Source organism: Actinoplanes sp. 13 (assembly GCF_056134165.1).
This window is the reverse complement of record NZ_JBVYOQ010000006.1, coordinates 52476-72994: the sequence shown is the minus strand read 5'-3', so window position 1 is coordinate 72994 and position 20519 is coordinate 52476. Positions and strand designations below refer to the sequence as shown.

General features: G+C 74.4%; 15 protein-coding genes. 7 read left to right on the top strand and 8 right to left on the bottom strand.

Features of this window, described 5'->3' with window-relative positions; genetic code table 11:
* Positions 1-39: 39 nt before the first annotated feature.
* Positions 40-1422 carry a M20/M25/M40 family metallo-hydrolase gene (locus tag AC0NH5_RS14945; protein ID WP_474403910.1) on the bottom strand — a complete coding sequence of 461 codons (1383 nt, stop codon included), beginning with the start codon at positions 1420-1422 and terminating at the stop codon, positions 40-42.
* Positions 1423-1450: 28 nt separating this feature from the next.
* Positions 1451-2008, bottom strand: a complete 558-nt coding sequence (locus AC0NH5_RS14940) for a TetR/AcrR family transcriptional regulator (RefSeq protein ID WP_474403908.1) — start codon at positions 2006-2008, stop codon at positions 1451-1453.
* A 90-nt stretch (positions 2009-2098) separates the two neighbouring features.
* Between AC0NH5_RS14940 and AC0NH5_RS14935 the strand changes: the two genes are divergently transcribed.
* The 6 genes from AC0NH5_RS14935 to AC0NH5_RS14910 are packed head-to-tail and all read left to right on the top strand — an operon-like array spanning position 2099 to position 13053.
* Complete coding sequence (locus AC0NH5_RS14935) at positions 2099-3475, top strand: FAD-dependent monooxygenase (RefSeq protein ID WP_474403905.1); 1377 nt, start codon at positions 2099-2101, stop codon at positions 3473-3475.
* Positions 3476-3496: 21 nt separating this feature from the next.
* On the top strand, positions 3497-6067 hold the full coding sequence (locus AC0NH5_RS14930) for a DUF4132 domain-containing protein (RefSeq protein ID WP_474403903.1): 2571 nt from the start codon (positions 3497-3499) through the stop codon (positions 6065-6067).
* Positions 6068-6072: 5 nt separating this feature from the next.
* On the top strand, positions 6073-7176 hold the full coding sequence (locus tag AC0NH5_RS14925) for an ATP-binding protein (RefSeq protein ID WP_474404432.1): 1104 nt from the start codon (positions 6073-6075) through the stop codon (positions 7174-7176).
* Complete coding sequence (locus tag AC0NH5_RS14920; protein ID WP_474403901.1) at positions 7173-9467, top strand: DUF5682 family protein; 2295 nt, start codon at positions 7173-7175, stop codon at positions 9465-9467. The genes AC0NH5_RS14925 and AC0NH5_RS14920 overlap by 4 nt, the downstream gene beginning before the upstream one ends.
* Complete coding sequence (locus AC0NH5_RS14915; protein WP_474403899.1) at positions 9467-10582, top strand: VWA domain-containing protein; 1116 nt, start codon at positions 9467-9469, stop codon at positions 10580-10582. The genes AC0NH5_RS14920 and AC0NH5_RS14915 overlap by 1 nt, the downstream gene beginning before the upstream one ends.
* Complete coding sequence (locus tag AC0NH5_RS14910; RefSeq protein WP_474403897.1) at positions 10579-13053, top strand: hypothetical protein; 2475 nt, start codon at positions 10579-10581, stop codon at positions 13051-13053. Before AC0NH5_RS14915 ends, AC0NH5_RS14910 begins: the two co-directional genes overlap by 4 nt.
* A gap of 191 nt (positions 13054-13244) precedes the next feature.
* Here AC0NH5_RS14910 and AC0NH5_RS14905 read toward each other — a convergent pair whose 3' ends face one another.
* Positions 13245-13925, bottom strand: coding sequence for a SanA/YdcF family protein (locus tag AC0NH5_RS14905; RefSeq protein WP_474403895.1), 681 nt, complete (start codon positions 13923-13925; stop codon positions 13245-13247).
* A 44-nt stretch (positions 13926-13969) separates the two neighbouring features.
* Between AC0NH5_RS14905 and AC0NH5_RS14900 the strand changes: the two genes are divergently transcribed.
* A complete protein-coding gene (locus AC0NH5_RS14900) occupies positions 13970-14671 on the top strand; it encodes a GNAT family N-acetyltransferase (protein ID WP_474403892.1) in 702 nt (233 codons plus the stop codon).
* 21 nt (positions 14672-14692) lie between these two features.
* On the opposite strand, the gene AC0NH5_RS14895 is transcribed toward AC0NH5_RS14900, so the two are convergent.
* From AC0NH5_RS14895 to AC0NH5_RS14875, 5 genes are all read right to left on the bottom strand, one after another.
* Positions 14693-15919, bottom strand: a complete 1227-nt coding sequence (locus AC0NH5_RS14895) for a hypothetical protein (RefSeq protein WP_474403890.1) — start codon at positions 15917-15919, stop codon at positions 14693-14695.
* A gap of 108 nt (positions 15920-16027) precedes the next feature.
* Positions 16028-16990 carry an L-histidine N(alpha)-methyltransferase gene (gene egtD / locus AC0NH5_RS14890; RefSeq protein ID WP_474403888.1) on the bottom strand — a complete coding sequence of 321 codons (963 nt, stop codon included), beginning with the start codon at positions 16988-16990 and terminating at the stop codon, positions 16028-16030.
* Positions 16991-16997: 7 nt separating this feature from the next.
* Positions 16998-17744, bottom strand: coding sequence for an ergothioneine biosynthesis protein EgtC (gene egtC, locus AC0NH5_RS14885; protein ID WP_474403885.1), 747 nt, complete (start codon positions 17742-17744; stop codon positions 16998-17000).
* A gap of 43 nt (positions 17745-17787) precedes the next feature.
* Complete coding sequence (gene egtB, locus AC0NH5_RS14880; RefSeq protein WP_474403883.1) at positions 17788-19083, bottom strand: ergothioneine biosynthesis protein EgtB; 1296 nt, start codon at positions 19081-19083, stop codon at positions 17788-17790.
* Between the two features lie 26 nt (positions 19084-19109).
* Positions 19110-20396 (bottom strand): glutamate-cysteine ligase family protein, encoded by a 1287-nt coding sequence (locus tag AC0NH5_RS14875; protein ID WP_474403881.1) that lies wholly within the window; start codon positions 20394-20396, stop codon positions 19110-19112.
* Positions 20397-20519 lie beyond the last annotated feature (123 nt).

Below are 20519 nucleotides of genomic sequence, written 5' to 3'. Positions count from 1 at the left end.
GTCGCGGTGTGGCCCCGGGACCTGTCTGGGCGTACGAAATCAGCTTGGGTGTGGTGCGGCAGTGGGGCTGCAGTTGCCGGCGCTGTCGACGGCGCGCACGCCGAAGAAGACGTTGTCCTTGGAGATGTCGAGGGTGACCGCGGTGACGTTGCCGACCTTGACGACGTGTTCCCAGCCGGGTGCCGTCGTCTCGCGCCAGAGCACCTCATATCCCGCGAGGTCGGACTCGGTGCCGGGCTGCCAGCGCAGCGTGGTCTCGTTGGTGAGCTGGGTGGTGTCGATGACCACGCCGCGCGGGGTGCCGGGGGCCTGGGAGAGCGACCAGAGGGTGGCGGCGTTGACCCTGGCCACCCGGGCGATGTAGGCGAAGTCGCAGAACTCGACGAGATCGCCGTACTGCACGCCGTCGACGACGCGGACGTCCTGGTGCTCGTGCGCGAAGTTCTCCCGGGGCTCGGTGAACCGGGCCGCGGGGTAGCCGCGCAGCAGGAACGAGATGTGGTCGCTGCCGCGCAGATAACGATCGCGGCGCCAGATGACCCGGACGTTCATGCCGGTCTGCGGGTTCTCCGCGACCTCTTCGACGAAGCGGCCCAGCTGACGGGACGGGCCGTCGTTCTCCCCGCCGACGCTGCGGCGGGTGTTGGCCTGCGCGGCCGTCTCGGAGGTGGGCACCCCCTCGACGAAGAGCCGGACCGTGCGCGGGTCGGGCCGGGTACCGTCGCCGGGGTTGCCGGTGCCGACGATGTCGTTGCTGAACATGGCCTGGATGTCGGTGTTCGCGTCCTTGAAGGCCTGGGCCATGTGGTCGGAGCCGTAGAGACCCTGCTCCTCGCCCGCGACGGCGGCGAAGACGATGGTGGCGTCCGGCCGGCGGGTGGCCAGGACGCGGGCCAGCTCCATGATCACGGCCACGCCGGAGGCGTCGTCGTCGGCGCCGGGGGCGTCGCTCGTCGCGTCCAGGACGTCGGAGGCGCGGGAGTCGTAATGGCCGGTCATTACGTAGACGCGGTCGGGGGTGCGGCTGCCGCGCAGGGTGGCGATCACGTTGGTGATCGTGGTGGGGACCGGGATCCGCGGGCTCACCGGCTGGACGAACGACTGGAGCTCCACGGTCAGGCGGCCCTCCGACGCCTCCGCGTATTTCCGCAGCTCCTGGTGGATCCAGTCGCGGGCGGCGCCGATGCCGCGCACCGGGTCGTCCTGCGACGAGAGGGTGTGCCGGGTGCCGAACGAGGCCAGCTTGCGCACGATGGCCTCGATCCGGTCCTGATCGATCTCGCGCAGGACGGCGCGCAACTCGGCGCCGGGCGGGCGCCGGCGCGGGCCGGCCGCCTGCGCGGCTCGCGCTGGTGCGGCCAGGGGTGCGGCGGCGGCAGCGGCCGCAGCGGTGGCAGTGAGGAGGGTGCGCCGTCTAGCCATAGAGCGAACTCTATGTCATGGCGTGATGTCATGGCGTGCCGTTCAGGTAACGCTGCACGGTCGGGGCGAACCAGGCGATCGCCGACTCCCGGTCCAGGGCGACCACCGGCGGCAGCCGCAGGATGAAGCGGCACAGCGCCAGCCCGAGGATCTGGGTGGCCAGCAGGCCGGCCCGGGTGGGGGCCTCGGCCGGGTCGGGCGCCACCCGGGCGACCACCGGGCCGAGCTGCTCGGCGAAGATCTTGTGCAGCCGCTCCGTCGCCGCCTCCTGGGTCACCGCGGCGCGCAGCAGCGCGGTCAGGGTCTCGTCGCCCTCCCACCGGTGCAGGAAGTGCCGCACCAGGACGGCGCCCAGCTGGTCGGCGGGCACCTCGCCGAGGTCGGGCAGCCGCAGGTCGAACTCGGCCGCGGCGGCGAAGAGCTTCTCCTTGTTGCCGTAATAACGCATGACCATCGACGGGTCGATGCGGGCGTCGGCCGCGATCGCCCGGATGGTGGCGCGCTCGAAGCCGTCGGCCGCGAAGCGCTCGCGGGCGGCGGCCAGGATGGCGGCCCGGGTCTGATCGGAACGGCGTGGAGCAGTCATGCCAACAAGTGTAGGCCAACACCTGTTGACTTGATGTTGCCGGCAGGGCCAGTATTGCCAACAAGCGTTGGCAAACATCTGGAGGGCCTCATGCACAGCACTGTCGCGATCATCGGAGCCGGGCCGACCGGCCTGCTTCTCGCCGGCGACCTGGCGTCCGCGGGCGTCCGGGTGACCGTCTACGAGCGCCGGTCCTCGGCGTCCAACCTGACCCGGGCCTTCGGGGTGCACGCCCGCAGCCTGGAGCTGCTCGACGCCCGGGGCCTGGCCGACGAGCTGGCGGCCGGCGGCGCCCGGGTTGCGCAGCTGCGGCTCTTCGACCGGATCCGGATCGACCTGTCCCGGCTCCCGTCCCGCTTCCCGTACCTGTTGATCACCCCGCAGTACCGGGTCGAGCAGGCCTTGGAGGAGCGTGCGGTGAAGGCCGGCGCGCGGATCGTGCGCGGGGCCCGGCTGACCGGCCTGCGCCAGTCCGCGGACCGGGTGACGCTGGACCTCGACGGCACGGTCGACACGGCCGGCTACGTGGTCGGCGCCGACGGCGTGCACAGCGCCGTCCGCGAGGCCCTCGGCCTGCCGTTCCCCGGCAAGGCCGTGCTGAGCTCGATCATGCTGGCCGACGTGCGGCTGGCCAGGCCGCCCGAGACGGCCCTCGCGGTCAACGCGGTCGGCGACGCGTTCGCCATGGTCGCGCCGTTCGGCGACGGGTGGTACCGGATCTTCGCCTGGGACCGGCGCAACCAGGTGTCCGACCGTACGCCGGTGACGCTCGACGAGATGCGGGCGGTCACCCGGCGGGTGCACGGCACGGACTTCGGCATCACCGAGGCGCGCTGGCTGTCCCGGTTCCACAGCGACGAGCGGCAGGCGCCGCGCTACCGGGTGGGACGGGTCTTCCTGGCCGGCGACGCGGCGCACGTGCACTCGCCGGCCGGCGGGCAGGGGATGAACACCGGCCTCCAGGACGCCGCCAACCTGTCGTGGAAACTGGCTGCGACAGTGCAGGGCTGGGCACCGGCCGGGCTGCTGGACAGCTATCAGGCGGAACGCCACCCGGTCGGCCGGCTGGTGGTGCGCAGCAGCGGCACGCTGATCCGGCTGGCGATGGTCCGGACCCGCGCCGGCCGGTGGGCGCGCAACACCGTCGGCTCGGCGTTGCTGGCGCTGCCGCCGGTGGTGCGGCGCGCGGCCGGCGTCGTCTCCGGCGTCGGCATCGGCTATCCGGGTGCGCCGCGGGCCGCCGACCTGCCGCTTCGCGACGGGGAACGCCTCTACGAGGCGTTGCGGGCCGGTCTTTTCGTGCTGGTCACGGCCACTCCCTTGACGGCGGGGTACGCGGACCGCCTGCGCGTGGCGGCGCCGGCGCACGATACGGGCGAGGCGGTGCTCGTCCGGCCGGACGGACATGTGGCGTGGCGCGGTCCGGCCGCGTCGGCCGAGCCGAACGTGCGGCGTTTTCTGTCGTAGGGCCTCGCTAGGGTGCCTGCCGTGAGTGAGGATCTTTTCGAGGTTCCGGCCGCCTGGCAACGCTTCGTGCTGCCCCGCGGTGGCGTCGCCGGTCAGCCGGTCGCCAAGGCCCGGGTGGCCCAGGGCGACCGGCTGCTGAGCTCGTCGCGGGCGGCCGTCCTGGGCAGCCTCGAGCATCCGGAGACCGCGGCGGACCTCGCGACCGCCGGCCGGGCCTATCTGGACGGTGACCCGGCGGCGCCACCGCTGGGCGCCGCCGTGGTGGCCCTGGCCTTCGGCAAACAGCTGCCCTGGCACGAGGTCGACAGGCTGGCGATCTTCGCCGACCACTGGTGTGCCCGGGGTGGTCCGGCCTTCGCCGCCGCGGCGGCGGCCGAACTGGCCGGGCTCTCCGGCGCCCAGCACGGCGTCGGGGAGCCCGTCCGCCGTGCCGGCAGCTGGGGATACGCGGCGAATTTCGCCGCCGTCATCGCCCGCCGGCTGCGGCGTCTGGCGGGCGGCGTCCCCGGCGACTCCCTGGCTGCCCTGCGGGGGCGGGCGCTCGCTGTCGACGCGCTGATCTCCTTCCTGGCGCCGGAGCGGACCGACTGGGTGGCGGCCGACTGTGCGGCCGCCCTGGCGACTTCCGGCCTGCCCGGCGCGGTCGAGGACCTGCTGATGTGCGCGGTGGCGGAGCCGGCGACGGCGATCGAACTGGCCGCGCGGGTGGGCTCCTACGGGTTGTTCCGTCAGCCGGAGGGCGTCTACACGATGGTGGCCTCGGTCGGGCCGGCGATCGCGCCGGCGTTCGGGCCGTGGCTCGACGCGGAATACCTGGCCAGCGAGGACCGGCAGCGGCTGCTCGGCATCCTGGCCGCGCTGCCGTCGGACGAGGCCTTCACCGTGCTGCTGGAGCGCCTCGGCATGCCGCGGGTGCGCGGGTTCCTGCTGGAGGCGGCCGGCCGGTTCCCGCGCCGGGCCCTGCGCCTGCTGGCCGCGGCCGGGGAAGCGCCGCCGGAGCTGCTCCGCGGACAGGTGGCGATGCATCCCGAGCTGGTGGCGGTGGTCCTGCCGGAGCTGGACGAGGTGGCTGCGCGGCGACTGACCGCCACGGTCGACGAGATCGAGGCTTCGCGGGTGCCGGAGGCGTCGCCAAAGGATGTGCCGGCGGTGGTCCGCCCGGCGCCGGCCGGCTCGTCCGGCACCGTCCTGCCGGACTGGGCCGACCCGGTGCTCCTGCCGCAGATCCGGCTCAGCGGTGGGCGGGGCGCGTTGCCGGGCGACGCGGTGCGGCGGGTGATGACGATGCTCGCGTCGCCCGATCCCGGGCCGGCCGAGCTCGCCGGGCTCGCCGCCGAGGTGGAGCGGGGCGAGCTGGCGGCGTTCGCCTGGGCGCTGTTCGAGCAGTGGCGGGCGGTCGGCAGCCCGGCGGCACAGACCTGGACCCTGCGGGCGCTCGGCCGGGTGGGCGACGACGACACGGTGCGCCGACTGACCCCGGTGATCCGGGCCTGGCCCGGTGAGAGCGGGCACGCGCGGGCGGTGGCGGGCCTCGACGTGCTGGCCGCGATCGGCACCGACGTCGCCCTGATGTATTTGCACGGCATCTCGCAGAAGGTCAAGTTCAAGGGGCTGCGGGAGCGGGCCCGGCAGAAGATCGACGAGCTGGCGGCGACCCGGGGTCTGACGGCTGCCGAGCTGGCTGACCGGCTCGTGCCCGACCTGGGGCTCGACCCCGACGGCAGCCTCGTGCTCGACTACGGCCGGCGGTCGTTCGTGGTGGGCTTCGACGAGCAGTTGCGGCCGACGGTGGCGGACGGTTCGGGGAAACGTCTCAAGGCGCTGCCCAAGCCGGGCACCCAGGACGACAGTGCGCTCGCGCCGGCGGCCTGGGCCCGGTTCGCGGCCCTGAAGAAGGACGTCCGGGCGCTCGCCGGGGACCAGATCCATCGGCTGGAGCAGGCGATGGTGCACGGGCGGCGGTGGGCGGTGGCGGACTTCCGGCGGTTCTTCGTCGAGCACCCGCTGGTCTGGCACCTGAGCCGGCGACTGGTGTGGCTGCGGTCCGCCCCGTCCGGCACCGGGTTCCGTCTCGCCGAGGACCGGTCGTTCGCCGATGTGCACGACGAGCCGGTCACCCTCGGCGAGGACGAGCTCGTCGGGGTGGCGCACCCGCTGCATCTCGGCTCCTCGCTGGCCGCCTGGCAGGAGGTCTTCGCGGACTACGAGATCCTCCAGCCGTTCCCGCAGCTCGGGCGCGCTGTGCACGCGCTGCCGCTGCCCGGCGGCGTCGTCGGGGCGACCGTGCCGACCGGGCGGCTGCTCGGGCTGGAACGCCGGGGGTGGCGTCGCGGGGCGCCGCAGGACGCCGGGATCCAGTGCTGGCTGGAGCGCGACGTGCCGGGCGACCGGGTGCTGATCGTGGAGATCGACCCGGGCGTCGCGGTGGGGATGGTCGGCGAGTTCCCGGACCAGAAGATCCGGGACGTGTGGGTGGACGAGCGCGGCGGTCACGGCCGCCGGTTCCGGCGTGGCCGCGTCACCGGCCTGGACAGCCTCGACGCGATCACGGTGTCCGAGGTGCTGCGGGACCTCAGCGAGGTGGTGTCGTGACCGGGATGCTCGGTGATCCGCCGATCGAGCGGACGCAGCGGCCGCCCGCCGAGGTGCGCCACGCCGATGAGCTGGCCCGGCTGCGGGAGACCGACGACGCGCCGCGGCCGCCGGGCTGGGTGCTCAGCCTGCGGGCCGCGCGGGCGTTCATCGTCGGCGACGAGCAGCTCGGCGTGACCCGCAAGTTCGTCGGCGACCCGTCGCTCATCGACCGCGCCCTGGTCAGCCTCGCCACCAGCCGCGGCCTGCTGCTGGTCGGCGAGCCGGGCACGGCGAAATCGCTGCTCTCCGAGCTGCTCGCGGCGGCGGTCAGCGGCGACTCGACACTCACCGTCCAGGGCGGCGCGGCCACCACCGAGGACCAGATCAAATACTCGTGGAACTATGCCCTGCTCGTGGCCGAGGGTCCCAGCGAACGGTCGCTGGTCCCGGCGCCGCTGCTGCGGGGCATGGCCCAGGGGCGCACGGTCCGGTTCGAGGAGATCACCCGCTGCCCGCTCGAGGTGCAGGACTGCCTGCTCTCCCCGCTGTCCGACCGGGTGCTGGCCGTGCCGGAGCTGCCCGGCGCCGCCGGCATGGTGTTCGCCCGGGACGGCTTCAACATCATCGCGACGGCGAACACCCGGGACCGTGGCGTCAACGACATGAGCTCCGCGCTGAAACGGCGGTTCAACTTCGAGACGGTCTTCCCGATCGCCGACTTCGACACCGAGCTGACGCTGGTGGAGGCCGAGGCGACCGCGCTGCTGCGCCGGTCGGGGGTGACCGCGCCGCCCCGGCGCGACGTGCTGGAGGTCCTGGTCACCACGTTCCGGGAGTTGCGGACCGGGCGGACCGCGCGCGGCGACGAGATGGAACGGCTCAGCGCGGTGATGAGCACCGCCGAGGCGGTGGCGGTCGCGCACGCGGTCGGCCTGCGCGGGTGGTTCCTGCGCGGCGCCCCGGGCAGCGCCGCTGACCTGGTGTCCTGCCTGGCCGGCACCGCCGCCAAGGACAACGCCGACGACCTGGCGAAACTGCGGCGCTACCTGGAGCAGCAGACCTCGTGGCGCACCGGCGAGCAGTGGCGGCAGCTGCGCGACGCCCGGCGGGAACTACCCGGCGGATGAACCTCACCGTCATCGGCGTCCGGCACCACAGCCCGGCCTGCGCCCGGGTGGTGAGGGCCGCCATCGCGGCACTCCGCCCGGCGTTCGTGCTGGTCGAGGGCCCGGCCGAGATGAACGGCCGGATGTCCGAGCTGCTGCTCGGGCACGAGCTGCCGGTGGCCGTGTTCACCGGTTACCGCGACCAGCACCGGCGGCACGCGTCCTGGGCGCCGTTCTGCGACTACTCGCCGGAGTGGGTGGCGCTGCAGGCGGGGCGGGCGGCCGGCGCCGAGCTGCGCTTCATCGATCTGCCCGCGTGGCACGAGGCCTTCGCCGGCCGCAGCAACCGGTACGCGGACGCCGAGCTGCGGTACGCGGAGGCGGTCGAGCGGCTGTGCGTGACGTTCGGCGTGGACAACACCGATGCGCTGTGGGACCACGTGATCGAGATGGACGCCGGTGCCCGGACCGCCGAGCGCCTGATCGCGTACTTCGACCTGATCCGCGGCGACTCCCCGGCCGGCCCCTCCGACACCGCCCGCGAGGAATACATGTCCCGCTGGGTCAGGGCGGCCTGCGCGGAGGCGGGGGAGCGGCCGGTGGTCGCGGTGGTCGGCGGCTTCCACCGGCCTGCGCTGCTGCGGCTGGCATCCGCGGGGCCGGCCCCGTGGCCCGAGGTTCCGCAGCCGCCGGACGGCGCGACAGCCGGCAGCTACCTGGTGCCCTACTCGTTCCGCCGCCTCGACGCCTTCGCCGGCTACCAGTCCGGCATGCCCTCACCGGAGTACTACCAGCGTCTCTGGGAGGACGGCCCGGCCGCGGCGGCCCGCTACCTGACCACCGCGGTCGCGGAACGGCTGCGCGGCCGGGGACAACCCGTCTCCACGGCCGATTTGATCGCCGCGCACACCAGCGCCTCGGCCCTCGCCCTGCTGCGCGGGCACGACCGTCCGGCCCGGGTCGACGTGCTGGACGGCCTCGCCGCCGCCCTGGTGAACGAGGCCCTCGACGTGCCGCTGCCCTGGTCGGTGCGGGGCGCCGTCGCGGCCGGCCAGCACCCGGCCGTGGTCGAGATGACTGCCGCGCTAAGCGGCGACCGGGTCGGCCGTCTGCACCGGGACACGCCACTGCCGCCGCTCGTCCACGCGGCCACCGCCGAACTCGAACGACACGGCCTGGACCGGCCCGGCGAGCACCGCGCCGACCTGCTCGAACCCGAGGGCCGGGAACGCAGCCGGCTGCTGCACCGGCTGCGGGTTCTCGCCATCGCGGGGTACGACCGGACCACCGGCCCCACCACCGGACTCGACCCGGTGCACACCGAGACGTGGACGGTCCGGGCCCACGAGCATCGGCTGGTCACCCTGATCGAGGCCGGCGGCTACGGCGCGACGCTGGAGTCGGCCGCCGCCGCCCGGATCACCCAGCGCATCGACGCCGCGGCCGGCGCTCTCGCCGGGCTCGCCGGCGCACTCTTCGACGCGGCGCTCTGCGGGGTCACCGACCTCCTCGCCGACGTGCCGGAACGGCTGGCCCGGGGCGTGGCGGCCGGCACCGACCTGGGCGCGCTCGGCCGGGTGCTGGCCGTGACGCTGGCGCTGTGGCGGCACGACCGGCTGCTCGGCACCGCCGGCAGCGCGGCGCTGGGCGCGGTGGTGCGGTCCGCGGCCGGCCGGATCCTGTGGCTCGCCGACGGCTGGCACGGCGCCGGGGCGCCCGCTGACCTGCCCCGGATCAGGGCGGTGGTCGCGGTGCGCGACGCCGTGCTGCACGGCGCCGGGGCGGGGGTGGAGCCGGGCGGGGCGGCCGAGGTGGCCGGGCGCATCGCCGCGGACCGGGCGGCGCCGCCTGATCTGCGAGGGGCCTTCTACGGCCTGGCGTGGATCCTCGTCGATCGAGACCCGGCCGCGTCCCCGGTGCCGGCTCTGCCCGCGCCGGGTGCGGCCGTGCGAGGGGCCTTCGCCGGTGGCAGCGCGGGGGACTGGCTGGCCGGGCTGTTCGCGGTCGCCCGCGAGCCGGTGCTGGCGCCGGACGGCATCCTCGGGCTGCTCGACGAACTGGTCGGCGGGCTCGGCGCCGACGACTTCCTGGTGGCGTTGCCGGCGCTGCGGCAGGCGTTCGAGTTCTTCCCGCCCCGCGAGCGCGAAGCCATCGCGACGGAACTGCTGGCCCGGCGCGGGCTCGGCGGCTCGGGACGGGACCTGCTGCGGGCGGGCGTCGCGCCGGAGATCGTGGCGGCGGGCCTCGCGCTGGACGAGGAGATCGAGCGCAGACTCGCCCGGGCCGGGCTGATCCGGGTGGAGGTCGACTGATGACGGATCCGGGGTTGGAACGATGGCGGCTGATCCTGGGTGAGCCGGCCAGCCGGTGCCTCGGCGGCCTCGACGGCGACGCGGCCGCCCGGGACGCGGCGCTGGACTGGCTCTACGGCCGCGACGAGGAACTGGACCGCCGCGACATCCGGCGCCAGGGCGGCTCGGGTCCGTCCCGGCTGACCATCGTCGACTGGCTGGACGGGATCACACGGCTGTTCCCCAAGGAGACCGTGGAACGGCTGCAGCGCGACGCCGTCGAACGATACGAGATCCACGACATCGTCACCGACCCCGCCGTGCTGGAACGGGTCGAACCCAACCCGGCGCTGCTCCGGGCGGTGCTGCGCACCAAACACCTGATGAACCCCGAGGTGCTGCGGCTGGCCCGGCGCCTCGTCGAAACGGTCGTGCGCGACCTGGTGGCCCGACTCTCCACCGAGGCGCGGCACAGCTTCAGCGGCGCCCGGGCCCGCCGGGCCAGCCGGTTCAAGCAGGCCCGAGACTTCGACGCGAGACGAACGATCCGTGCCAACCTCGGGCGGTTCGACCCGGCGGAGCGGCGGATCTCCGTCGAGACGCCGTACTTCCTCTCGCGGACGCGCCGGCACCTCGCGCAGTGGCAGGTGATCCTGCTGGTCGACCAGTCCGGGTCGATGCTGCCGTCGGTCATCCACTCGGCCGTCACCGCCGCCTGCCTCTGGGGCCTGCCCGGGGTGCGGACGCATCTGGTCGCGTTCGACACCGACGTGGTCGACCTGACCGAGGACGTCAGCGACCCCGTCGAACTGCTGATGAAGACCCAGCTCGGCGGCGGCACCGACATCGCCCGCGCGGTCCGTTTCGCCGCCCAGCTGGTGGACCAGCCGCGGCGCACGATCATCGCGCTGATCAGCGACTTCTTCGAGGGCGGTTCCGAGGCCGAGCTGGTGCGGGCCGTCGCCGGACTCGTCGAACAGGGCAGCATCGTGCTCGGCCTGGCGGCGCTGGACGACCAGGCCGACCCGGCGTACGACCGGGCCTGCGCCCAGAAGCTCGCCGACGCGGGGGCGACCGTGGGTGCCATGACACCGGGGGAACTGGCCGCCTTCGTCGCGGAGCGGGTGGGGCGGTGAGCGCGGACGTGCGGGCTGACCTGCTGGCGCTGGATGCGGAGGCGCTGGCCGCACTGACCAACCGGGGGCTGGTGAAGCGGGCCGCGCGAGAAGCGGACCGCGACCCGCCACGCATCTCGGCCGGGCCGGAGCTGTCGGTGGTGGCCGAATTCAGCGACGGGGTTCGGGCGGAGCTGCCGGTCGGTGGTCTCGAACGGGGTGTCTGCTCATGCGGTGCGACCGGCATCTGCCGGCACCTGCTTGCGTTGATCTTCGCGTACCGCGCCGCTGCCCCGGCCTCCGCCGCCAAACGCGCTCCTGCCCCCGCGCCGGCCACCTCGGGGCCGGCCGCGAGCGTTGCGCCGGCCGCGAGCGTTGCGCCGGCCGCGAGCGTTGCGCCGGCCGCGAGCGTTGCGCCGGCCGCCACCCCTGCGCCGGCCGCCACCCCTGCGTCCGCCGCCACCCCTGCGTCCCCGCCCGAACAGTGGTCGCCGGGGGAGTTCACCGACGCGGAGCTCGTGCGGCGGATCGGGGCGCGCCTGGTGGAGACGGCGCGGCGTGCGCGGCGGGCCGGATACACGGCGCGGATCCGGCGCGGGCCGGCACCGGTGGCCGAGCTGGCGGCGGCGACGGTGCGCTTCTTCGTGCCGCACGACCTCGGCTATGTGCACACCGACGCGCGGGCCGGCGTACGCGATGACGTCATCGCCCTCGCGGTCTGGGCCTTCCAGGCTGCGGACGCCGTCGAGCCCGGCGTCGCCGAATGCGTCGTGGATGTCGGCGGCCCCGTGGCCGGTTCCGCCGCTGCCGGTCCTGACGGTGCCGGTCCTGACGGTGCCGGTGGCGCTGTCTCTGGCGGTGCTGTCTCTGGCGGCGCCGATTCGGGCGGTGTTGGTTCCAGCGGCGTCAGTCCCGGTGGCGCTGGTTCTGGCGGCGCTGGTTCTGGCGGCGCTGGTTCTGGTGGCGCCGGGTCTGTCGTGGCGGGGACCGGGCTGGAGGCGGTCGTCGAGTTCGCGGGTGAGGTGCTGCGGGCGGGCGTGGTGCATGCGGGCGACGGCCTGGCCGTGGCAGCCGCCGGGCATCTCAGCCGGCTCGAACGGGCGGGCCTGCGCTGGCCGCTCGACGCAGCAGGCGAACTCGCCGACCAGCTCGCCGCCTACCGGGAGCGCAGCGCACGGTACGCGCCCGAGTCCGCCGCGGACCTGATCGCGGAACTGTTCGCCCGGCATCGTGCCGCGGCGTCCGCCGCCGGGGCCGGAGTGCGTGCCCGGGTGCTCGGCACGGAGGAGGCCGCCGAGACGCCGTTGCGGCGGGTACGCCTGGACGGCCTCGGCGCCCGGGTCACCGGGGTCGACGATCAGCGGCGTGTCGAGATCTTCCACGCGCAGGCCGCGACCGGAGTGGTCCTGGTCTCGCATCGCAGCTGGACCACCGGCGACGACGGCGCCGCACTGTCCCGCCGGCGCCTCGGCGGGGCGACGGTCGGCGCGCTCGCCGGTGGGACCCTGATCACCGAGGCCGCGGCACGCAACGCCAGCCGGGTGGTGCGCCTGTCCACGAGCCGCGTCTCGAAATCGACGGTCACCCTCACGAGCGGCGCGTGGGAGAGTCTGCCGCCCGGTCTGCTCGTCCGCGACTACGCCGCCCTGGCTGCGGAACTCGACCGCCTGCCGCCGCGGCCGGTCCGGGCCCGGGTGCGCGCCGAACTGGTCCGTGTCCTCGCGATCGCGGAGGTGCGCGGGCTGAGTTACGCACCCGGGGCGCAGCGGCTCACCGTGGAGATCCGCGACAGCGCCGGCGTCGCGGCGATCGTCGCCGCCACCCATGCCGCGGTGGCGCCCGGCCGGCTGGACGCCGTCGCCGACGCGTTCTCCGGGCGCCACGGGCAGCCGAGGTACGTCGCCGGCAGCGTGCACCGAAGCGGCGGCCGCCTGGTGATCGACCCGTACGCGATCTCCGCCGACGGCCCACCGATCGTGCCGGACCTGGCCGCGCCGAGCACTGCGGCCCCGGGCATCGAGGGGCTCGTCGCGAAATTCGGCCATGCGGGCGGTGCGGAGGCCGACCACGCGGGCGGTGCGAACGCCGGCCCGGCGGGCGGTGCGGAGGCCGACCATGCGGGCGGTGCGAACGCCGGCCCGGCGGGCGGTGCGAAGGTCGGCCCGGCGGGCGGCGCAGAGGTCGACCCGGCGGGCGGCGCGCCGGTGGTTGGGATTGTGGCCGAGCGGGGGGCCGACCGTCTGGCCGGGGCCGTCGCGGAAGCGCGGGAGGTGCTCGCCGACATCGCCCATTCCGGGTTGGCTCATCTGCCGCCCGCTGTCCCTGGCCGGTTGCGCGAGGCCCAGCGAGGGGTGGCCCAGGTCGGACTGCACCGGGTGGCGGCTGCCCTGGAGGCGCTGGCCGCCCGACTGGGCCCGGATCCGGGTGAGGCAGCGGCTGCTGCCTGGGCGGACGCCTATCTCCGGGCGAGTGTGGCCGCGGAGTTGCTGTAGCGGCGCCCGGCGGTGCAGCGCGCAAGCCGGGGTGCCGCGCGGCGCCGGCGGTGCGGCGCGCGAGCTGGGGTGCCGCGCGCAGGGCTGGCGATGCGGCGCGCGGCCGCAGGGCTGGCGATGCGGCGCGCGGCCGCAGGGCTGGCGATGCAGCGCGGCGCTGGCGGTGCGGCGAATCGGCGAGGGCCGGCGGGTCAGCCGGCGTTCACCGCGGCCTCCACGCCGGTCTCGTGGCGGCCCAGGAAGATCGGGTCGCGCCGGGAGAGCACGTCGAAGGAGGCTTTGACGGCGGCAAGCTGTTCGCGGACCTCGCCGCGAAGCCAGACCTGGCGGTGTACGCGTACGGTGTCGTCGCCCACCCCGGTGGCGTCGATTCCCAGGGTGCGGCAAAGGGCGACCGCCCGGGGCAGGTGGAAGTCCTGGGTGACCACGATCGCCTTGTCGACGCCGAAGACGCGGTGCGCGCGGGCGCAGGAGTCGTACGTGTCGAACCCGGCGTGGTCCAGGACCACCCGCTCGGACGGCACCCCGTGGTCGACCAGCCAGTGGAGCATCGCCCCGGGCTCGTTGTAGTGCCATTCGCCGTGGTCGCCGGAGACCAGGATCGCCTTGACCTTGCCGGCCTCCAGCAGCTGCCGGGCGGTCTCCAGTCGTGCGGCGAGAAACGGCGAGGGCCGGCCGTTCGCGACCTGTGCGCCGAGGACCAGGGCCACCGGGGCCGGCGGCACGGAGGAGACGTCGTGGACGTGACCCTGTGCGGTCTCGCGTACCCAATGATCTGAAACGGCCATCACGATGACCGTGAGCGTCGCGCCCAGCGCGGCCGCCGTCACCAGCCGGTTGATCGTGTTGCGGAGTGAGGGAAGCTTCGGCACGGGCCCGAGGATGGCAGACAGGGTCAATGCGGCAGCATGGGCCGGTGATCGAAAAAGACCCGCTGATTCGCTGGGCCCTGGCGGCGCCGGAGGCTCGCGTGTGGCGGCGGCCGGATGCGGTGGTGGTGGCCTGCCCGGATCTGGCGCACTGGGACCGGCTGGTGATGAACGGGGAGCCGGAGGCGCTGGCCGCGCTGATGCGCGAGGTGTTGCCCGCGGTCGGTGGGACCTTCCGGCCGTTCGGCGCCGAGGATCTGGTGGCCGAGGTCGTGGCGCGGGTGCCGGAGCTGGAGGTGAGCGCCCGGTTCGCGTGGATGGACACGGTGGAGCCGGTCGGTCGGCGGTTGCCGAACGGGCCGGCGGCCGGGGCGGCGTGGCTGGGAGTCGACGCGGCGCCGGAGATCAGCGGGCTGCTGGAGGAGTCGTTTCCGGACTCCTACGCGAAGCCGGGTGCGGCGGGTGTCCGACGGTGGGCGGGGATCCGGGATGGGGACGGGCGGCTGCTGGCGGTGGTCGCCGAGGCCTGGTCCACGGCGGAGATCGGGTTCCTCGCGGGAGTGACCACCCGTCCGGACGCTCGGGGGCGTGGGCTGGCGGCGCAGGTGTGCGCGTTCGCGACCGACGAGCAGTTGCGGGGGCGGGAGCGGGTCGCGTTGATCGTGGACTACTGGAACCTCGCCGCTGTCGCGACCTATCGGAGGCTGGGTTTCGAGACGCGGGCGGTCGCGGCGGCCCGCCGGCGCTGACCGGCGCAGGATGCGTGCGGGTCAGCGGGCGCGGGCCCAGGTGTTCCAGGCGTCGAGCCACAGAGCCTTGGAGGCGGCGAGGGACTCGATGCGGGCGTGCTCGCCCGGCCGCAGGCCCTGGCGGCGGATCCAGGCGGTCTGGGCTTCTCGGCTGGGGACCTCGGTGCTCAGCCCGGTGCCGAAGATCAGCGTCTCGGCGATGGCACGGTCCCGCAGGCGGGGGTCGTCGCGGAACCAGGCGGTCTGCTGCTGCAGGCTGGTCAGCTGGTTGGTGATGAGCTGGATGGCTCGCTGGGCCTCCTCGTGCGTCTGGCCGGCCAGGTCGGCCTGACGGAGCACGGCGGCCCGCCAGAGCATCGGCCAGTTACGCGGCAGGCTGGGCGCGGGACCGCCGTCGGTCATCCAGTCGGCCCGCTCCCGGTCGGCGCGCAGCACTGCCTCCACCAGGAGCCGGTGCGGTTCCTGCGGCACAGCCTCGCCTTCCTCCGCCGAGCCGGTGACAGAAAAGCCCGCCGCGTCAAGAGAGCCCGCCGCGCCCGGAGGGTCGCCGGCGCCCAGAGAGTCGGCAGCTCCCGAAGAGGCAGCTCCCGAAGAGGCAGCTCCCGGAGTGGCAGCTCCCGGAGTGGCAGCTCCCGGAGAGCCGGTAGCACCGAAGAAGCCGGTAACGCCGGCAGAGCCGCTCGCGGACTGCGAGGGCCCGGGCCGCCCGAACCAGGGCGTAGGCGGCACGATCGAGATCAACTCCTGGACCTCGGACTCACCGAGGATGCGCAACGCGAACGGCCCGTCCCACCCGTAGGCCACCACAGTGATCTCCAGGTCTCGCAGCGAGCACCGCAGCGCCCACCACTGGTCCCCGGCACGCAACCGGTGTCCGGCCACCGCCCGGCCGTCGATCGTCACCACCCGGTCCTCGCCACCCCACTCGACGGTGGCGAAGCGGTCCTGCCGGATGCGCATGTTGTGCTCCAGCGCCGTTCGCAACGGGGTCCCGGAGACGGTGTTCCCCGCCCAGCGCGCGGTCTCCACGGTCACCCAGGGGCCGGCGACGTCCGCCCCGCCGTACGCCACCGTCAGGCAGGTGGCCACCCCGTTGAAGGTCTCCCATCCGCCGAGCCGCGCCGGTGGAAGCTCGATCGGCCCGCCCAGCGCGGTCACCGGCAGCGGCCGCCGCCGCAGGGCCCGGCGCAGGTCGTCGCGGCTGTCCCGGATCAGGTCTTCGGGACGGCGGGTGGGATCGAACTCCACGGATGGCACCTCCTCGGTCGCAGACAGTGTTGCACCACCGTCAAAGAGCCCGGCGGCGCCACGGCGGTCCGGATGCCGGCGGGACGGATAGCCGACAGCCATCGACGCTCAGGAGTGCGTTGCCCGGGCCAGCGCCACCCCGAACCAGGATCGCGGATCGGTCCACCAGTGGGACAGCTCGAAGCCGGCCCGGGCCAGCTCAGCGGCCAGGCCGGCGCGCCGGAACTTGGCCGAGACCTCGGTGCGCAGGTCCTCGCCCGCGGTGAAGTGGACGGTCAGGTCCAATCCGGCGATGTGGACGGACTGGTCGCGGCGGGACCGGAGCCGCATCTCCATCCATTCCGGCTCGGCGGCCCAGAGCGCGACGTGCGCGAACGCGGACGGATCGAAGTCCGCGCCCAGCTCCCGGTTGATCACCCGCAGCACGTTGCGGTTGAAGTCGGCGGTAACGCCGGCCGCGTCGTCGTACGCCGGTACCAGCACCGACGGGTCCTTGACCAGGTCGGCGCCGAGCAGCAGCCATTCGCCGTCGTGCAGGACCGCGCGGAGCCCGGCCAGGAAGGCGGCCCGCTCGGCCGGCTCCAGGTTGCCGATCGTGCCGCCGAGGAACGCCACCACCCGATTGTCGCCGTCCGGCAGATGTTGCAGATGCTGAACGAAGTCACCGACCACCCCGCTCACGGTGAGCCCGGGATAGGCCTGGTGCAGCGCCGTCACCGCCGCTTCGAGCGCCGCTTCGGAGACGTCGAGCGGCACGAACGAGCCGAGGGTGCCGTGTGCCTGCATCGCGTCGAGCAGCAGCCGGGTCTTCTCGGACGAGCCGGAACCGAGCTCGACCAGCGTCTTCGCCTCGGTGATCCGGGCGATCTCCGGGGCGCGCAGGGTGAGGACGGCCCGCTCGGTGCGGGTCGGGTAGTACTCCGGCAGCCGGGTGATCTCCTCGAAGAGTTCGCTGCCCCGGGAGTCGTAGAACCACTTCGGCGGCAGCTGTTTCGCCGGTGCGGTCAGGCCGGCGCGCACATCGGTGCGAAGCGACCGGGCGAGATCCTGGTCGTCGATCAACTTGAGCACAACTCTCCTAAAGGCCCAGGGAAGAAATGTCGAGATCGCCGGGACGGGCGACGACCAGGTGGCCGTCGGGGATCGGCTCCCAGGCCGGATCCGCGTCGAGCGGTTCGGAGGCGAGCAGCACCGAGTCGCCCCGGACGCGCACCGACAGCGCGTGCCCGACCGTCGTCCCGATCATCTGGGTGCCGTCGCTGAGCAGCAGGTTCAGCCGGGACCCGGGTGCCGCGACGAGGACCTCCGCGGCCACGGCCGCCACTGCTTTCGCCGCGGGCTCGCCGGCGCGCAGCTTCGCCCGTACCAAAGCAAATAGGGTTGCCGAATCGGTCGGCGCCTCCAGGGTGAGCAGGTCTTCCACCGGAAGTTCCCGGGCCTGGCCGGCGATCACGCCCGGCCAGCCACGCACCACGCCGTTGTGGCTGAAGAGCCACCGGCCGTCGGTGAACGGCGCTGCCGCGGTCTCCACCACCGGCAGGCCGACGGTCGCCGAGCGCACCGCCGCGAGAATCGCACCGGCCGATGTCGCCGCGGCGAGTGCGGGCAGCGACGCGTCGGTCCAGAGCGGCATGGCGCTGCGGTAGCGCACCGGCGCCCGGGCTCCGGCCGGCCACCAGCCGACACCGAAGCCGTCCGCGTTGATCGTTCCTCCGCCACGCATGTCGCGCGGGGCCCAGGACTGCGCCGCCAGCGAGTGCGGCGGATCGAAGAGCAGGGCCCGCAGGGGTACGGGTGGGCCGAGGTATCCGAGATGCCGGCACATCACGCACCGTTCCCGCCGTGGCGGCACAGCCGGGAAGGCGGCGTCACTCGGCGTCCCGGGCGCAGCGGAAGCCGCTGAAGATCTGCCGCCGGATCGGGTGGTCCCAGTTGCGGAAGGTGCCCCGGCAGGCGGCCGGGTCGGTGCCGAACGAGCCGCCGCGCAGCACCCGGTAGTCGCCGCCGAAGAACACCTCGGAGTACTCCCGGTAGGGGAACGCGGCGAACCCCGGGTAGGGGTGGAACCCGGACGACACCCACTCCCAGACGTCGCCGATCAGCTGGTGCACGCCGAGCGGCGAGGCGCCCGCCGGGTAGGCGCCGGCCGGTGCCGGGGCCAGGTGCCGTTGCCCGAGGTTGGCGTGGGCCGGGCCGGGCGGGTCGTCGCCCCACGGGAAGCGCCGGGACCGGCCGGTCGCCGGATCCCAGCGGGCCGCCTTCTCCCACTCCGCCTCCGACGGCAGGCGCTTGCCGGCCCAGGCCGCGTACGCCTCGGCCTCGAAGTAGCCGACGTGCACCACCGGCTCGTCCGCGCGGACCGGCTCGATCCGCCCGAAGGCCCTGGTCAGCCACGCGTCTCCGGCCCGCAGCCAGTGCAGCGGCGCGACCAGGCCGGCCTCCTGCCGGTGCGCCCAGCCGCGTTCGCTCCACCAGCGCGGGTCGTCGTAGCCGCCGGCGTCGATGAACGCGAGGTACTCGCCGTTGGTGACCGGGGCCGCGTCGATGAAGAAGGCCGGCACGTCGACCTGGTGGGCGGGCCGTTCGTTGTCCAGGGCCCACGGCTCGGTGTCGGTGCCCATGGTGAACCGGCCGCCGGGGATCCGGACCTCGCCCCGGGCCGGTGTCGCGGCGCGCCGCGGCGGGGGCGCGGAGAGGACCGCCGGCCCGGTCCGCAGCTGGTGGGTGGCGAGCATGGTCTCGTCGTGCTGCTGCTCGTGCTGGACGATCATGCCGAACGCGAAGCCGCCGTCGACCAGTCGCTCCGGCCCGTCGAGGCGCGCCCGGTCCAGGACGTCGAGGGCCTTGTCCCGGACCTGGGCGACGTAGGCGCGGGCCTCGGACGGTGCGAGCAGCGGCAGGGCGGGGCGGTCGCGGCGGGCGTGTTTGAAGGCGTCGTACAGCTCGTCGATGTCGCGGCGGACCGGGTCCCGGCCGCCGACGTCCCGGACCAGCCACAGTTCTTCCTGGTTTCCGACGTGCGCGAGGTCCCACACCAGCGGCGACATGATCGGGGAGTGCTGTCGGGTCAGGTCGGCGTCGTCGACGGCGTCGGTGAGCAGCGCTGTCCGGGCCCGGGCGCGCTCGAGTTCGGCGGCGATGGTGAGCCGCAGATCCTGGGTCATCGGGGAAGGTCCCTTCGTCGCCGTGGTCAGGCGTTCGTCATCAGGCGGCCGGAGACGGCCGGGTAGAGCCGGCGGGACACGATCTCGGCCACCGTGTCGCGGACCGGGGCCGGCAGGCCGGTGCGGTCCAGGTGCCGGCACGCCAGGTCGGCGAGGGCGGCCGCGGCGGCACGCACCGGGTGGTCGGCCAGTCCGCGGCGGGCGGCGGCGTGCCAGCGGCCGGCCGAGGGCGCCGCGGCGTCCCGGGCCCGGTCAGTGAGCGTGTCGTCGGCGAGCAGCGCGCAGAGCACCGCGGCCGGGGCGATCCACTCGCCGCCGGGCTGGGTGTCCAGATAGCGGACCTCCAGATAGCCGCGCGGGCGTACCGGCGGGAACAGCGTGCCGAGGTGATAGTCGAGGTCGGCCGGCGTGGGCGGGCGGTCGATCGGCCCGGCGGCGCGCGGTGTGCGGCGGAAGCGGCCGCCGATGCGGCGGCCACTGACCCGGCCCTGTCCGGTGCCCCGGTGTTCGAGGCCGCCGGCGGTGATCCAATCGGCGAAGGTGGTGCCTGGTGGCGCGTCCCATCGCCCGTCGTGGCGGCGCACGCAGAGCAGCGGGGCGGCCAGGGCGTACCGGGCCCAGGCTTCAGCGGGATCCCCGCCGGCGGGAACCGGGCCGGAGCGGCGCCGGTCGATGCCGTACCAGGTGGCCATCCGGGCGGACGCCCAGCCGGTGTCCTGCCCGGCGTGGAAACGGGAGGTGGCGAAGAGCGCGAGCAGGGCCGGGCCCCACTCGTGCAGGGCGGCCCAGCGGTCCGGCGTGCCGCCGTCGAGGCAGATCTGCAGACCGGCGGTGCTCGCCATCATGGTGCGCCCGGCGGCCGGGAGGGCGCGTTCCATCGCCGCGTAACGGGGGGTGTGCAGGATGCGCCGCGGTGGCCGGTGCGGGTCGATGCCCCGCTCGCCCAGGACGATCCCGGAGCGTGCCAGCAGCTCGGTGAGGGTGGCGTGGTCCGCGGTGACGTCGGTGTGCAGCTCGGTCAGGGAGCGGGCCGGGGCCGAGGAGATCTCGACCTGACCGCCGGGCTCGACGGTGACCGTGCCGCCGGACGGCAGCGGTGCGGGGTGCGGATTGCCGAGCGAGGCGGGTGCGTGCTCGCCCAGCGCGGTGGCCAGCTGGTCTGCCCGTAGGTGTGCCGACGGGTCGGCGGCGTGGTGCGTGGTCCATTCCAGTTCGGCGCCGATGAGATGTGGTGGGCCGGTCTTGAAACAGATGCCGGAGATGTGCTCGATAGCCTCGGTGGTCCGTCGGAGAATCCTGTCGGCCGAACCCATGTTCCCCCTTACCAGGTGACCCAAGGTGATTTCTCGATCTCGATGGGTAAGGTCTCCCGTGGACCATACCGGGCTTCGGGTGAATCCGCCTCCCCGTGCGAGTGACGCCAGATCGACAAGTTC

What these genes read in the sequence shown, in the direction of transcription:
- AC0NH5_RS14925 (WP_474404432.1), top strand. Translation starts at nt 6,073, where the DNA reads ATGCTCGGTGATCCGCCGATCGAGCGGACGCAGCGGCCGCCCGCCGAG.
- AC0NH5_RS14945 (WP_474403910.1), bottom strand. Translation starts at nt 1,422, where the DNA reads ATGGCTAGACGGCGCACCCTCCTCACTGCCACCGCTGCGGCCGCTGCC.
- AC0NH5_RS14915 (WP_474403899.1), top strand. Translation starts at nt 9,467, where the DNA reads ATGACGGATCCGGGGTTGGAACGATGGCGGCTGATCCTGGGTGAGCCG.
- egtC (WP_474403885.1), bottom strand. Translation starts at nt 17,744, where the DNA reads ATGTGCCGGCATCTCGGATACCTCGGCCCACCCGTACCCCTGCGGGCC.
- AC0NH5_RS14920 (WP_474403901.1), top strand. Translation starts at nt 7,173, where the DNA reads ATGAACCTCACCGTCATCGGCGTCCGGCACCACAGCCCGGCCTGCGCC.
- egtB (WP_474403883.1), bottom strand. Translation starts at nt 19,083, where the DNA reads ATGACCCAGGATCTGCGGCTCACCATCGCCGCCGAACTCGAGCGCGCC.
- AC0NH5_RS14940 (WP_474403908.1), bottom strand. Translation starts at nt 2,008, where the DNA reads ATGACTGCTCCACGCCGTTCCGATCAGACCCGGGCCGCCATCCTGGCC.
- AC0NH5_RS14875 (WP_474403881.1), bottom strand. Translation starts at nt 20,396, where the DNA reads ATGGGTTCGGCCGACAGGATTCTCCGACGGACCACCGAGGCTATCGAG.
- AC0NH5_RS14935 (WP_474403905.1), top strand. Translation starts at nt 2,099, where the DNA reads ATGCACAGCACTGTCGCGATCATCGGAGCCGGGCCGACCGGCCTGCTT.